At 71.1% G+C, this 13,407-nt stretch carries 13 protein-coding genes, 1 other RNA gene and 1 pseudogene; 9 read left to right on the forward strand and 6 right to left on the reverse strand.

The window, feature by feature from the left end; translation table 11 throughout:
- Window positions 1-71 precede the first annotated feature (71 nt).
- Window positions 72-1,241 carry a hypothetical protein gene (locus ACIRVK_RS20215; protein WP_404249058.1) on the reverse strand — a complete coding sequence of 390 codons (1,170 nt, stop codon included), beginning with the start codon at window positions 1,239-1,241 and terminating at the stop codon, window positions 72-74.
- A 197-nt stretch (window positions 1,242-1,438) separates the two neighbouring features.
- Here ACIRVK_RS20215 and ACIRVK_RS20220 point away from each other — a divergent pair, with 197 nt between their 5' ends.
- From ACIRVK_RS20220 to ACIRVK_RS20230, 3 genes are read left to right on the forward strand one after another with little or no spacing between them, the layout of a single operon-like run.
- Complete coding sequence (locus tag ACIRVK_RS20220; RefSeq protein WP_404248852.1) at window positions 1,439-2,278, forward strand: Nif3-like dinuclear metal center hexameric protein; 840 nt, start codon at window positions 1,439-1,441, stop codon at window positions 2,276-2,278.
- Window positions 2,275-3,018, forward strand: a complete 744-nt coding sequence (locus ACIRVK_RS20225) for a zinc ribbon domain-containing protein (RefSeq protein ID WP_404249060.1) — start codon at window positions 2,275-2,277, stop codon at window positions 3,016-3,018. The genes ACIRVK_RS20220 and ACIRVK_RS20225 overlap by 4 nt, the downstream gene beginning before the upstream one ends.
- Window positions 3,019-3,030: 12 nt before the next feature.
- Window positions 3,031-4,182, forward strand: coding sequence for a bifunctional RNase H/acid phosphatase (locus ACIRVK_RS20230; RefSeq protein WP_404248854.1), 1,152 nt, complete (start codon window positions 3,031-3,033; stop codon window positions 4,180-4,182).
- On the opposite strand, the gene eda is transcribed toward ACIRVK_RS20230, so the two are convergent.
- Both eda and yaaA read right to left on the reverse strand, forming a co-directional pair.
- The gene (gene eda, locus ACIRVK_RS20235) at window positions 4,183-4,821 is read right to left on the reverse strand and encodes a bifunctional 4-hydroxy-2-oxoglutarate aldolase/2-dehydro-3-deoxy-phosphogluconate aldolase (RefSeq protein ID WP_404248856.1); all 639 of its coding nucleotides are present in this window, start codon (window positions 4,819-4,821) and stop codon (window positions 4,183-4,185) included.
- Between the two features lie 81 nt (window positions 4,822-4,902).
- On the reverse strand, window positions 4,903-5,688 hold the full coding sequence (gene yaaA / locus ACIRVK_RS20240) for a peroxide stress protein YaaA (RefSeq protein ID WP_404248857.1): 786 nt from the start codon (window positions 5,686-5,688) through the stop codon (window positions 4,903-4,905).
- A gap of 159 nt (window positions 5,689-5,847) precedes the next feature.
- On the opposite strand from yaaA, the gene ACIRVK_RS20245 reads away from it, so the two are divergent.
- The 6 genes and pseudogenes from ACIRVK_RS20245 to ACIRVK_RS20270 all read left to right on the forward strand — a co-directional run bounded on the left by ACIRVK_RS20245 (window position 5,848) and on the right by ACIRVK_RS20270 (window position 11,882).
- A complete protein-coding gene (locus ACIRVK_RS20245; protein ID WP_404248859.1) occupies window positions 5,848-6,426 on the forward strand; it encodes a Uma2 family endonuclease in 579 nt (192 codons plus the stop codon).
- Between the two features lie 46 nt (window positions 6,427-6,472).
- On the forward strand, window positions 6,473-7,291 hold the full coding sequence (locus ACIRVK_RS20250; protein WP_404248861.1) for a helix-turn-helix domain-containing protein: 819 nt from the start codon (window positions 6,473-6,475) through the stop codon (window positions 7,289-7,291).
- Between the two features lie 85 nt (window positions 7,292-7,376).
- Window positions 7,377-8,099, forward strand: a pseudogene (locus ACIRVK_RS20255) (DMT family transporter); the annotation flags it as partial.
- A 160-nt stretch (window positions 8,100-8,259) separates the two neighbouring features.
- An RNA gene (gene rnpB, locus ACIRVK_RS20260) (RNase P RNA component class A) lies at window positions 8,260-8,664 on the forward strand.
- A gap of 223 nt (window positions 8,665-8,887) precedes the next feature.
- Window positions 8,888-9,208, forward strand: a complete 321-nt coding sequence (locus ACIRVK_RS20265) for a CU044_2847 family protein (RefSeq protein WP_404248863.1) — start codon at window positions 8,888-8,890, stop codon at window positions 9,206-9,208.
- Complete coding sequence (locus ACIRVK_RS20270) at window positions 9,201-11,882, forward strand: trypsin-like peptidase domain-containing protein (protein ID WP_404248864.1); 2,682 nt, start codon at window positions 9,201-9,203, stop codon at window positions 11,880-11,882. The genes ACIRVK_RS20265 and ACIRVK_RS20270 overlap by 8 nt, the downstream gene beginning before the upstream one ends.
- Window positions 11,883-12,004: 122 nt before the next feature.
- On the opposite strand, the gene ACIRVK_RS20275 is transcribed toward ACIRVK_RS20270, so the two are convergent.
- From ACIRVK_RS20275 to ACIRVK_RS20285, 3 genes are all read right to left on the reverse strand, one after another.
- Complete coding sequence (locus tag ACIRVK_RS20275) at window positions 12,005-12,241, reverse strand: hypothetical protein (protein ID WP_404248866.1); 237 nt, start codon at window positions 12,239-12,241, stop codon at window positions 12,005-12,007.
- A gap of 140 nt (window positions 12,242-12,381) precedes the next feature.
- Window positions 12,382-13,122: a hypothetical protein gene (locus tag ACIRVK_RS20280; protein ID WP_404248868.1), complete on the reverse strand. Its 741-nt coding sequence runs from the start codon at window positions 13,120-13,122 to the stop codon at window positions 12,382-12,384.
- A complete protein-coding gene (locus ACIRVK_RS20285; protein ID WP_404248870.1) occupies window positions 13,119-13,259 on the reverse strand; it encodes a hypothetical protein in 141 nt (46 codons plus the stop codon). The genes ACIRVK_RS20280 and ACIRVK_RS20285 overlap by 4 nt, the downstream gene beginning before the upstream one ends.
- Window positions 13,260-13,407 lie beyond the last annotated feature (148 nt).

Raw genomic sequence — 13,407 nt, forward strand, 5'->3', positions numbered from 1 at the left:
ATCTTTCTAACAGCCCGGCGAGTGTAACCAGCACACCTCGGCCGGAATCCAGGCACCCACGCCGTTCGGCACTACTTCGTTACAAGACGCCCCAACGGAGCCTCCCGCAACGGCACCGGACGCGCCACGACGGGCTCCGCGGACTCCGCCGGCGCCGACCGCTCCTCCGCCGCCGGGACGGCCGTACCGGCGCGGAGCGGATCCTGTGGTTCCGCCTCTCCCCAGGGCACCGTCACCGGTGCCACACCGCACGGCACCTCGGCCGTGGCGTACGGCAGTCGCAGCACCCCGTCCCTGGTCCACAGCCCCGCGCCCGTCAACCACCCCTCCGGCGCCGGAAGATGGTGGACCTGCCGCCGGTCGGGCCGCCACAGTCCCAGCCAGCCGCCCGTCGGCCCGTCGACCCGGAGCGCCACCGCACAGCTCTCCGGCATCAGCACCCGCCCGGGCTGGATCGCGAACGGCGTCACCGCGCAGTCCGGCACCCGCAGGCACTCCGGGAACCGCACCGGCAGCGTGCTGCCCAGCACCCCCCACCCCAGCCGCTCCTCGCCCGGCGACGGCGCGTCGGAACGGATCAGCAGCAGCCCGCTGTCCGGGTCGGCCAGCAGCAGCCGGTCGTCGCTGCCGTCGGCGATCTGCAGCAGCGGGGACACCTCGCCGCGCCGCTCCAGGTCCACCACGACGGCCTTCGTACGGCCCCCCGCCTCACGGTCGAGGGCCAGCATCCGCCCCGCGCGGTCCAGCCACGCCCCGCCCGAGCAGCGCCCCGGGATCTCCGCCACGCGCTCGGGCCCGAAGGCCCCGCCGGCCACCAGCCACAGCGTGCTGGCACGCAGGCCCACGGCGAGTGCGTACGCCCGCTCGCCACCCGGTGCCGGCGGCAGCAGCCGCAACGCGGTGGACTCCTCCGGGCACTCGACGGCGCCGATCGGCACCTCGCCGGTGCCGGGCCCGGTCGGATACAGCAGCGAGAACACGTGCCGCCCCTCCGACCTCCGCCGGATGAGCACCCGCCCGTCCCCCATGGGCTGCACCTCGGTGCCGGGCTCCTCGGGCTGGTTGCCCGGCAGCGGCACGGCATACGGCTCGGGGCCGTCCAGCGTCCAGCGCTCCGGGAAGAAGGAGTCGCCGTCCAGGGCGAGGCGGGCGGCGTAGGCACCGTCCGCGGTGATGGTGCAGCCTGCCCGCGGGGCCTCGTCGTCGGGGGCAGCCTCGGGCTCGATCGCACAGGCCGTCATCGTCTGGTCACCTCCGGCCACGAAGCTAGTTTTCGTACGCACAGACGGGGGACGACGAGGCTCGCACTTCACACATAAGGGTGGCAGCGGAACGATTCGCCTGAGGGAAGGGAGGCCGTTGTGCTGACCGGGGCCGCCGCGGTTTCGACCCCGACCATCGGTTCTGTGCCGCAGATCAGCCAGGTAGCCTTTTGTCCGTGCCCCGTCTGTCTGAAGTCATCGCCGCGCTGGACAACCTGTGGCCCACCGAGCGGGCCGAGTCCTGGGACGCGGTCGGCACGGTCGTGGGCGACCCCGACCAGGAGGTCACCCGGGTCCTGTTCGCCGTCGACCCCGTCCAGGAGATCGTCGACGAGGCGGTGAAGCTCGACGCCGACCTGCTGGTCACCCACCACCCGCTCTACCTGCGCGGTACGACGACGGTCGCGGCCTCCCACTTCAAAGGCCGGGTCGTGCACACCCTCATCAAGAACGACATCGCCCTGCACGTCGCCCACACCAACGCGGACACCGCCGACCCCGGCGTCTCGGACGCCCTCGCCGGCGCCCTGGACCTGAGGGTCGTACGCCCCCTCGTACCGGACCCCACGGACCCCGAAGGCCGCCGCGGCCTGGGCCGCGTCTGCGAGCTGGACCACCCGCTGCGCCTTGCCGACCTCGCCGCACGCGCCGCCGCACGCCTGCCCGCCACCGCGCAGGGCATCCGCGTCGCCGGCGACCCCGGGACGACGATCCGCACGGTCGCCGTCAGCGGCGGCTCCGGCGACAGCCTCTTCGACCAGGTCCGCGCGGCCGGCGTCGACGCCTTCCTCACCGCCGACCTGCGCCACCACCCGGCCTCCGAGGCCGTCCTCCACAGCCCCCTCGCGCTGCTCGACGCGGCGCACTGGGCCACCGAGTGGCCCTGGTGCGAGCTGGCCGCAGCCCAGCTCGACGAGATCTCCGACCGCCACGGCTGGGACCTGCGCGTCCACGTCTCGAAGACGGTCACCGACCCCTGGACCAGCCACTCCCCTTCACCTGGAGCCCCCAACTGAACGCCGCGCCCGCCGACCAGATCCGCCTCCTCGACGTCCAGTCCCTGGACGTACGCCTGCAGCAGCTCGCGCACAAGCGCCGGTCGCTGCCCGAGCACGCCGAGATCGATTCGCTGACCAAGGACCACACCCAGCTGCGCGACCTGCTGGTGGCCGCGCAGACCGAGGAGAGCGACACCGCCCGCGAGCAGACCAAGGCCGAGCAGGACGTGGACCAGGTGCGCCAGCGCGCCGCCCGCGACCAGCAGCGCCTGGACTCCGGCGCGGTGACCTCCCCGAAGGACCTGGAGAACCTCCAGCGCGAGATCGCCTCCCTCGCCAAGCGCCAGGGTGACCTCGAGGACGTCGTCCTGGAGGTCATGGAACGCATCGAGTCCGTGCAGGAGCGGGTGCGCGAGCTGACCGAGCGGGTCTCCTCCGTCCAGTCGAAGATCGAGGACGCGACCGCCCGCCGGGACGCCGCCTTCGAGGAGATCGACGGCGAGGTGGCCACGGTGACCAAGGAGCGCGAGGTCATCGCCGCCACCATCCCCGCCGACCTGCTCAAGCTCTACGACAAGCTGCGCGAGCAGCAGGGCGGCATCGGCGCGGCCAAGCTCTACCAGCGCACCTGCCAGGGCTGCCGCCAGGAACTGGCCATCACCGACATCAACGAGATCCGCGCGGCCGCCCCCGACACCGTGGTGCGCTGCGAGAACTGCCGCCGCATCCTGGTGCGCACGGCCGAGTCCGGTCTGTAAGGGGCGCGTTCCGTGCGGGAGTTCATCGTCGAGGCCGACGGCGGGTCGCGGGGCAACCCCGGCCCGGCGGGCTACGGATCGGTCGTACTGGACGCGGCGACGGGTGAGCCCCTGGTCGAGGCGGCCGAGTACATCGGCGTCGCCACGAACAACGTCGCCGAGTACCGGGGGCTGCTGGCGGGCCTGCGGGCGGCGTACGAGCTCGACCCGGCCGCCGCAGTCCACGTCCGCATGGACTCCAAGCTGGTCATCGAGCAGATGTCGGGCCGCTGGAAGATCAAGCACCCCGACATGAGGCCGCTCGCGACGGAGGCGTCCCGGATCTTCCCGCCGGACCAGGTGACGTACGAGTGGATCCCCCGCGAACGCAACAAGCACGCGGACCGCTTGGCCAACGAGGCGATGGACGCGGGGAGTCGGGGCGAGCGGTGGTCGCCGACGACAGCAGGAACCGAACGGGTCGAGGACACCGCCAAGTCGGCCGCCGACGTGCGGGCCGCCCGTACCGTCGCCAGTCCCGGCTGGGCGCCCGCCGACATGGGCGCACCGGCGACCTTCGTGCTGCTGCGGCACGGGGAGACGCCGTTGACCCCGCAGAAGCGGTTCTCGGGGAGCGGCGGCACCAACCCGTCCCTGTCCGAGGTCGGCCGGGAACAGGCCGAACGGGCCGGGGCGGCGCTGGCCCGGCGCGGGACCATCGAGGCGATCGTCGCCTCCCCCCTCGCCCGCACCCGTGAGACGGCCGGCATCGTCGCCCGGCACCTCGGCCTCGAGGTGAGCGTCGAGGACGAGATCAGGGAGACGGACTTCGGCGCCTGGGAGGGCCTGACCTTCGCCGAGGTGCGCGAGCGCTACCCGGACGACCTCAACCGGTGGCTGGCCGACCCGACGGTGGAACCCCCCGGCGGTGGCGAGAGCTTCGCGGCGACGGCGACCCGCATCGCGGCGGTGACGGACAAGCTGGTCGCGGCGTACGCGGGCCGCACGGTCCTGCTCGTCTCACACGTCACGCCTATCAAGACCTTCGTCCAACTCGCCCTGGGCGCCCCGCCAAAGGCCCTGTTCCGCATGGAACTGTCGGCGGCCGCCCTGTCCGCGGTCGCCTACTACGCCGACGGCAACGCGAGCGTACGGCTCTTCAACGACACGTCACACCTGCGCTGATCACCTTCGCTGACCGAGGGCGGCCGCCTCCCGGGCGAGGGCCTCGACCCGCGTCCAGTCCCGGGCGGCCACGGCGTCGGGCGGAAGCATCCAAGTCCCGCCCACGCAGCCGACGTTGGGCAGCGCGAGGTATGCGGGGGCGTCGGCGGCGCCGATCCCACCGGTCGGACAGAACCGCGCCTGCGGCAACGGCCCGGCGAGAGACTTCAGATACGCGGTCCCCCCCGCCGCCTCGGCCGGGAAGAACTTCATCTCCCGCACCCCCCGCTCCAACAGCGCCACCACCTCCGACGTGGTCGACACCCCCGGCAGGAACGGCACCCCGGCCCCCCGCATCGCCTCCACCAGTACGTCCGTCCACCCCGGGCTGACCAGGAACCGCGCCCCGGCCGCCACCGACTCCTCCACCTGCTCCGGCGTGATCACGGTCCCGGCCCCGACCACCGCGTCCGGAACCCCGTCGGCGACGGCCCGTATCGCCTCCAGCGCCACCGGCGTCCGCAGGGTCACCTCGATCGCCGGCAGCCCCCCGGCGACGAGCGCCCGGGCGAGCGGCACGGCATCGGCGACGTCCTGGATGACGACGACGGGCACGACGGGGGCGAGGTCCAGCACGGAGCCGGGCAGCGGGGAGGTCATAGCGTCATCGTGCCGCCGCAATGCAGCATGCGCAAAGCTCATTGCGCATGCTGCAACAAGGGTCCTTGAACCGCCTTCGTGTCAGTGCACCTCATCGACGAGAACATCAAGCGTCCACGCCTTCCCGCCCCCCTTGGGCGCCTCCACCTCCACCACGTACCCGAGGTCCCGCAACGCCTCCACCAGCTCCGCCGGCCCCTTCGGTGCGATCCCGGCCGTCAGCAGGCTCCGTACGATCCGCCCCTTGGTCGCCTTGTTGAAGTGGCTGACCACCTTCCGCGTCGGCGCGTGCAGCACCCGCACGCTCGCCGTCCGCCCGGCCACCTCACCCTTCGGCTTCCAGGCGGCCGCGTACGCGGAGGACCGCAGATCAAGCACGAGCCCGCCCCCGGCTACCTCGGGCAGCACCTCCGCCATGGGCGCCCGCCAGTGCGCCCCCAGCGCCCCGACCCCCGGCAGCTTCACGCCCATCGAGCAACGGTAGGAAGGAATCCGGTCGTTGATCCGTACAGCACCCCACAGCCCCGAGAACACGAGCAGCGACCGCCCTGCCCGCCTCTTGGCGCCCGCGTCGAGCGAGCCCAGCCCCAGGGCGTCGTACAACACCCCCGTATAGATCTCCCCGGCGGGCCGAGCCCCCGCCGCCCTCAGCCCGGCGTTCTTGGCGACCTCGCCCCGCAGTCCCTCACTCAGCCCGAGCACTTCACACGCCTTGTCCTCGTCCCCGGCACACAGCTCCACCAGCTCCCCGAGCACGGCCTCACGGGCGGCGGTCAGCCCCGGCAACGACAACGACTCCAGCTTGAGCGGGGCGCCACGACCGGAGGAGGCGGCCTTGCCTTCGGACGGCGGCAACAGGACGAGCACGGACGAACTCCTTCTCTTGAGCTCCGGACAGCGTACGGGCCCCCGACTTCTGACGGCGCCGGTGATCGTGTGCCACGATCGACGGAACGGGTCCCGATCTCATGGACAGGTGATCTTCCGATGTCTCAGTCTGGCGAGCGACCGCAGGAGGGGCGTGACATGACTGCCGTGGCGCACGAGTCCACCACGCCGGCCGAGGGCCTGCTGGACATCTTCCTGTCTCTCGACACCCCGGAGGGCTTCCGGGCCGAGTTGATCGAGGGGGAGATCGTCGTGACACCGCCGCCGGACGGGGACCACGAGGACTACATCGGGCTGATCGTGAACCAGGTGATCAGGAGGTCCAGGACCGACATGCAGTTCTCGGGGAACAAGGGACTGAAGCTGCGGAGCGGTGGCGGATGTCCGAAGGACCACGTGATTCCGGACGGCACGTTCGCCCCCATGAAGTTGCGCCTTTATCGCGGCGCCGATTCCTGGATGCCCTGCGAGGGCGTCGCCATGGTGCTGGAGGTGACCTCCACCAAGCCCAAGGCCGACCGGGAGGCCAAGCGCCGTTGCTACGCCCGCGGCGCCATCCCGCTCTACCTGCTCATCGACCGCGAGGCCTCATCAGTCACGCTGTTCAGCGACCCCGAGAACGACGACTACCGAGAGCACTGCACCCGCCCCCTCGGCAAGCCCCTCACCCTCCCCGAGCCGTTCGCCTTCGACCTCGAGACAGCGGACTTTCTCTGACCCTCCCGGCGTTGCACCCTGAGCATGACGCGAAAGGGGGCGACGCATGGAACAGGCGCTGTGGACGAGGGCTCGGCTGGGCCGCTGCGGCCCCTCGCTCGACCTCCTCACCGCCCGCTTCGACAAGCACGTCTACTCACCCCACGCCCACGACGAGTTCACGGTCGGCGTCTGCGTCGGCGGTTCCGAGGTCATCGACTACCGAGGCGGCCACATCCGCACGGGCCCGGGCTCGATCGTCGTACTCGCCCCCGACGAGGTCCACACCGGCGGCCCGGGAAACGCGACCGACGGCTACGCCTACCGCGCCCTCTACGCCGACACCACCCTCCTCACCGACGGCACCCTCGGTGGTCTCCCACACTTCCGCGAACCCCTGATCGACGACCCCGAACTGGCCGCGGCCATCCTCTCCACCCACACCGAGCTGAGCGCCTGCCCCGACCCCCTGGAGACGGAGTCCCGCCTCCCCTGGCTCCTCACGGCCCTGGCCCGCCGCCACTCCACAGCCCGTCCCACCTGCGACGAGGTACCGGGCGCCGAGCGCATCGCCCTAGTCGTACGGGACCGCCTGGCGGACGAACTCCTGGAGCCCCCCTCCCTCGCGACCCTCGCCGCGGAGCTGGACCTGTCCCGCTACCAGCTGCTCCGCGCTTTCCGTACGACGATGGGCATACCGCCGTACGCCTGGCTCGCGCAGCACCGCGTGGCCCGGGCGCGCCGCCTCCTGGACGCGGGCCTGCGTCCGGCGGAGGTCGCCTCCCTGGTGGGCTTCGCGGACCAGGCGCACCTGACGCGCTGGTTCCGCAGGGTGCTCGGGGTGACGCCAGCGGCGTACCGCAACAGCGTTCAAGACGGCAGGTAGGGGGTCGGCCGATGCTGTCTGTATGACTGCACGCGGCTGGTTCCTGTTCTCCCTGATGGGAGTGGTCTGGGGTATCCCGTACCTGATGATCAAGGTGGCGGTGGACGCCCCCCTCTCCCCGTCCATGGTGGTGTTCACAAGGTGCGCGCTGGGAGCCCTGCTCTTGCTGCCCTTCGCGATACGGGGCGGCGGCCTGCTCCGCGTCCTCCGCTCCCACTGGCTACCGATGCTGGCCTTCGCGTGCATAGAGATCATCGGCCCCTGGTTCACCCTCACCGACGCCGAGCGCCACCTGTCCAGCTCGACGGCGGGCCTGCTGATCGCCGGGGTGCCGATCGTGGGCGTGGTGCTGGCCCGCTTCTTCGGCAACGCGGAGCGGCTGGGCGTACGGCGGATGGCCGGGCTGGGGCTGGGCCTGGCGGGGGTGGGGGTGTTGACGGTCCCGCACCTGACCGGCGGCGACGCCCGCTCACTCGGCGAGGTCATGCTGACGGTACTGGGCTACGCGACGGCGCCTCTGATCGCGGCCCGCTGGCTGAAGAACGTCCCCACCCTCCAGCTGACGGCACCGTGCCTGGCCCTGGCGGCCCTGGTGTACGCCCCGTCGGCCGCCCTCTCCTGGCCTTCCTCCCTCCCCTCCGCCTCCGTCCTGTCGGCCCTGCTGGGCCTGGGCGTGATCTGCACCGCCCTCGCCTTCGTCGCCTTCCTGGAGCTGATCAAGGAGGTCGGCCCGACGCGGGCGACGGTCTTCACGTACGTCAATCCGGCGGTAGCGGTAGCGGCCGGGGCGCTGTTCCTGGGCGAGCGGCTGACGTGGGGCATCGGAGCGGCGTTCACGCTGATCCTGACGGGGTCGGTACTGGCGACGATGGCGGGCCCGGTCGCCGAGGGCCCGGACGGTTCGGACGGTCCCGACCGTCCGGAGACGGACACCCGCACCCGGCGGGTAGCATGGTCATCACGGCAGACGAGCCGGGCGGGCGGCCGCGTGGAGTCCCCTTGAGGGGCTTCCCGAGGAACGTCCGGGCTCCACAGGGCAGGGTGGTGGCTAACGGCCACCTGGGGCGACCCACGGGACAGTGCCACAGAAAACAAACCGCCCAGCACTTCGGTGCCGGGTAAGGGTGAAACGGCGGTGTAAGAGACCACCAGTGCCCAGGGTGACCTGGGCAGCTAGGTAAACCCCACCCGGAGCAAGGTCAAAAGGAGCGCCGTGAAAAGCGCTCTGCGGGGACGTTCGAGGGCTGCCCGCCCGAGTCCCCGGGTAGACCGCACGAGGCCGGTGGCAACACCGGCCCTAGATGGATGGCCGTCGCCCCGGCCCCCGCGAGGGAACCGGGGAACAGAACCCGGCGTACAGCCCGACTCGTCTGCCGCTGCATGCGGCTTTGCCTGGCGGGGCCGGCGAGGCTGGTTGTCGTAGCTCGGTTGCGGCGCTGGGCCCTGGGCCGCAGGCGTGCGAGCGGAAGAGCGTGGAGCTGCTTGCGGAGTTCCTGAAGGGGTTCGAGCCGGCGGACCGCTCGGCTAGGGTCGTGTCGGCCCGTGCATGGAGAGGGGCTTGCGGCGGAGGGGAAGTACGTGGCTGTTCTTGCTCGAATGGCGTTGGACGATGGCGGGTCGGTCCTGGTCGAGACGCCGGCGGCGGACTCGGACGGGCCGGTGAAGGCAGGCCGGATCGGTGATGCCATCCATGATCTGCCGATGAGCTTGCAGGCGGCCCTGGGCACGGTGACCGAGACCGCACGGGCAGCGCTGGAGCAGTTGCGCAGGGCCGGGCCCACCGAAGTCGAGGTGGAGTTCGGTGTCGATCTGTCGTGCCAGGCCGGGGTCGTGATCACCAGGGGGGAGGCCGCGTGCCATCTCAAGATCAGGGCGACGTGGCGGCGCGGAGAGTCGGGTACCGGTACGGATGGCTGACTCCGGGGACGTGGACCGGTCGGTGACGGGCAGTCATGTGTCTGCCGCGGTCGCCCAGATCCTCGACTCGGCAGGTGAGGTGGCCGGAGCCGGCTTCCTCGTCGCGGACACGATCGTGGTCACGTGCGCGCACGTGGTCTCTGCCGCAGGTTTCGGCCCGGGCGGCACCGTGGGTCTCGCCTTTCCGCAGGCATCCGGCGTCCCACGGGCGCAGGGGCAGGTTCTCGTCGAACCGTGGCGCGCGCCCGCTGCCGAGGACATTGCAGTGATACGCCTTGCGCAGCGCCCTGCCGGCGTTGCGCCGTTGCCGCTCGGTTCTGCTGGAGGCTGCCGGGGGCATCGGGTGCGTTCATTCGGTTATCCCAGCCAGGCGCCGTCCGGCGGTCATCACGGCTACGGCACGGCCGGCCATCTGCTCGCGCCCGGTTCTGCCGACGCCGAGGAGAGCGGCGCCCTGCTGCAGCTGACCGACGCCAATGACCTGACGACCGGTTTCAGCGGTGCACCGGTGATCGACGAGCAGACCGGCCGGGTCATCGGCATGGTCACCGCCATCGCCGCTCCCGATGTGCATGTGAAGGGCCTCGGCATCGCCTACGCCACCCCCACCGAGGTACTGCGGGACGTCTGGCCGCAACTGGCCGTGCGCGAGGACGCACGCCCCTACCGGGAGCTGGAAGCGTTCACCGCCGAACACGCGGCGTGGTTCCACGGCCGGGATACCGCTGTCGAGCGGGTGCTGGCAGCCCTGGCCGGGCAGCGCCGCGCTGTGCTGCTGCTCGGACCGTCCGGCGCGGGCAAGTCCTCGCTGGTCCAGGCGGGGGTGCTGCCGGCCTTGTCCGCGGGCCGTCTGCCGGGCAGCGACCGGTGGCTGCCCGTCGTGGTGCGCCCGGAGCAGGATCTGCCAACCGCAATCGAGCGAGCCGGGCTGCCCGGCTCGGCCGACGACGGGATCGTCGCAGCCGTGGAGCGCCGGCTCACCGCGGAACCCGGCAGCCACCGTGTCCTGCTGGTGATCGACCAGTTCGAGGAGCTCCTGACGCAGGCCGTCGCAGGCGGGTCCGCGGGCGATCGCCACCTGGCGGCGCTGCGCCGGCTCACCGCCGCCATCACCTCGCCCGCCGCGCTGGGTGTGCTGCTGGTGATGCGGGACGACTTCTATCCGAGGCTCGCCGCGCTCGCCCCCGAACTGCTCGACGCCGTGGCGCCGGGACTGGTGAACGTTCCCGCGACGCTGGACGCTCAGGACCTCGACGCCATGATCACGTTGCCTGCCCGGGCGGCGGGCGCGCACTTCGAGGAAGGACTTCCGGAACGGATCTGCAATGGCAGCACCGGTTCGTTGACACTCTGGCAGTCGCACGACATGGCGCACGTGGTTCCCATCCACCCACTGCCGGGTGTGGACGGGGACCACAACGGTCCCGTGCTGTTCGAGCCGGGCACCGATGTCCTTCTGCACGCGACCGGCAACGGTGTCCAGCAGTGGGACGTCGGCGACCCCTACCAGCCGGGTGCCTCCGCCACCGAGGGCCAGATCCCGAACGGCTTCGAGAGAAAGGTCGTGATCAGCGGCGGACGAAAGAGGCTGCTCGCCGTCGTCGGCGGGGACTCAGGCCAACTTGTCGACCTCACCGGCAGCACAGGCCACCACGTGGTGGCCGACCTGCCCGGCGGCAGTGTCACAGCCTCTGCCGCCGCGTTCACACCGGACGGCACGGTGTTCGCCGACAGTGAGCACACCGGCACCGGGAAGGCGATCCTCCGACTGCGCGACACGACGCGTCCGGGTGTTCCCGCGCTTGACACCATCGACTCCATCGACCAAGGCGTGGTCAGCATCGTCTTCAGCCCGGACGGCCGGATCATGGCCGTGGCCGACAACAACGACGCCACGAACGGCCCCTATCCCGCCGGGCCGTCGGTGAAGCTGTTCGACGTGCACGACCCGGCCCACCCGCAGCAGCTCGCCCGGCTGTCCGCCAACGCGTCTCAGGTCGCGATCTCGCCGGACGGCCGCCTGCTCACCGCGAACACCGCAGAGACCCTGCTGACCTGGAACATCTCCGATCCCCGCCACCCCGTCGCCCGGCCGACCTACCGACTGACGCCCGCGAGACTGGGCTCGGGCAGTGCCAGTGCGTTCCGCCCGGACGGCCAGTGGATCGCGGTCCGTGACAGCAGTGGCACGATCCGGCTGTGGAAGGTGGACGGTGACCGCCTCACCGCTACCCTCGGCATCATCCACGCGCCCGGAGCCGATGGCATCCCGTCGTTCAGCCCGGACGGACGCACCCTCGCCTTCGTCGAGGACGGCGACCTGGGCAATGTCATCGGTCCGGAGGACAACCGCGCGCGAGTGGCCCTGTGGGACGTCACTGATCCGCAGGCTCCCGTCCCGCAGGGGGGAATGGCCCACCAGGACTCTCTGGGCATGGCGAGCATGGTCGCCTTCAGTCCCACCGGGCACTTCCTCGTCACCACGATCTCCCAGTCGGTGGACCTCTGGAGCACCCTTCCAGAAGACAACGAGGACGAACTGTGCAGGGCCGTGGGCGATGTCATCACCTCGGAGGAATGGCGCGAGTATGTACCCCACGAGCCATACACCCCGCCCTGCCGACAGCCCAATGTCCCGGCCTCGACGGTTCCCGTACCGACCCGCACGTCGTAACGGCACGAGGCTGGGCTGCCGGCCCGCAGAGGACAGTCGGCCCGGGGGTGACGTTCGGTCTCGCGCCCTGCTGCATCGCCACGGACGGAGAATGCGCTGCTCACTCCCCGCTCGACGATCTCTCACATCTGCGGATTCACCGAACGCAGCAGTTCCAGCAGCCCCTGCGCGGGAAGCAGTCGTTCGTCGGTGATGGGGTCGCGGCTGAAGGGCATCAGGCTGTTGCGGAAGTTCCGGCATTCCTCCAGCGCCCCCAGGAAGTACTCCTGGTCGATGGCCCACCCCAGCGCGGCCCAGTTCTCGGGGACCTTGAGTAGATGTCCGTATGCCCCGAAGGCCAGGTTGGCCGCGGAGTTCACCTGTGAGGCACGCCCCGGGAGACGATGGCCCTGATGCGGTCGAGCGGGATGCACCGGTCGACCACGCGGCGCGGGCACTGCTCGATCTCCTCCACGAGAACGAAGGGCTGTACACGCGTACCGAGGTACACACCCTGTCGCTACAGCAGGTCTCCTCGCCAGCTGATGGACGTGAGGGCCGTCAGGCCACCGTTGGCCAGGCCTTTGTAGGACACCGTCAGCGACGGGCCCAGCTCCTGCGCGAGCCGCCGCGCCAACGCCGAACCCGCACGGAACAGCTGTTCCCACTCGGCCTCGTACTTGCCCTCCTCCCGGTCCCGCAGTTCACGGTTGAGGGTGTCGTCGATGCCTTTCGCCCACGCGTAGAGATCGGAGACGAGCCCCTCGGACAGGTCCAGGGCGGCGGCCGGGTCGGCGGGGAAGAAGTCCCCGAACCCGTCGGAACGCAGGGGACCGTACTTGAACTCGCCCTCGACGGTGATGTCGACCGGGTGCGGCGGTGTGCCGTGGCTGTCGCGTTCCCAGTGGAGACGGTCGCAGCCCCAGCACACCCACTTCGTCGAGCCGTGGCGTTCGTCCCAGTAGCGCACCGCCCACGACGGACCGAGGTGCCGGGCCAGCCGCTGGGAGAGAGCCAGGCCCTGCGCGACATGCCTGCGCAGGTCGGGACGGGAGGTGAATCCGTCCTTCGGGCGGGAAAGTCCCCAGGAACGCAGCGCGTCCGCCAGCTCCCCGGGGAGGGCCAGCCGATCGTCGTCCAGCGGGACGTCACGGGTGAAGGCGTCCTGGTCCGGGTCGGCCCAGGAGACCTCCGGCTCGTACAGCGGCGACGGCCCGCCCCGGGCCTGCACGAGCAGAACCCCTGCTCCTTCGCGTGTCATACCGGGTTGGCTCCGATCACGTATCCGTTGTCGCCCACGCTAATGGCCAGGCGCTGCGTCTTGCCCTGGAAGGCCACCTCGTAGATGGGCCTTTCCGCGTCGGCGGGCGGCTTGACGCCCGTCAAGCCCTGATCCACCAGGGATGGAAAGGGGTCGGCGGGGGAGGCAGGACACGGCGTCTGCTACCGCCGACCAGTACGCCCCTACGTGCCGCCAGGTACCCTCGAACACATCGCCAACGCGGCCCGACGGGCTTCCGCTCCACCCAGGTGGAGTTTCGAAGGA

It is taken from the genome of Streptomyces sp. NPDC101152 (assembly GCF_044768275.1).
Lineage (GTDB): Bacteria > Actinomycetota > Actinomycetes > Streptomycetales > Streptomycetaceae > Streptomyces.

Bases quoted from the DNA above. Each gene is read 5' to 3' on its own strand.
- eda (WP_404248856.1), bottom strand. From the start codon at position 4,821: ATGACCTCCCCGCTGCCCGGCTCCGTGCTGGACCTCGCCCCCGTCGTG.
- ACIRVK_RS20265 (WP_404248863.1), top strand. From the start codon at position 8,888: ATGGCGTTGGACGATGGCGGGTCGGTCCTGGTCGAGACGCCGGCGGCG.
- ACIRVK_RS20245 (WP_404248859.1), top strand. From the start codon at position 5,848: ATGACTGCCGTGGCGCACGAGTCCACCACGCCGGCCGAGGGCCTGCTG.
- ACIRVK_RS20250 (WP_404248861.1), top strand. From the start codon at position 6,473: ATGGAACAGGCGCTGTGGACGAGGGCTCGGCTGGGCCGCTGCGGCCCC.
- ACIRVK_RS20215 (WP_404249058.1), bottom strand. From the start codon at position 1,241: ATGACGGCCTGTGCGATCGAGCCCGAGGCTGCCCCCGACGACGAGGCC.
- ACIRVK_RS20280 (WP_404248868.1), bottom strand. From the start codon at position 13,122: ATGACACGCGAAGGAGCAGGGGTTCTGCTCGTGCAGGCCCGGGGCGGG.
- ACIRVK_RS20270 (WP_404248864.1), top strand. From the start codon at position 9,201: ATGGCTGACTCCGGGGACGTGGACCGGTCGGTGACGGGCAGTCATGTG.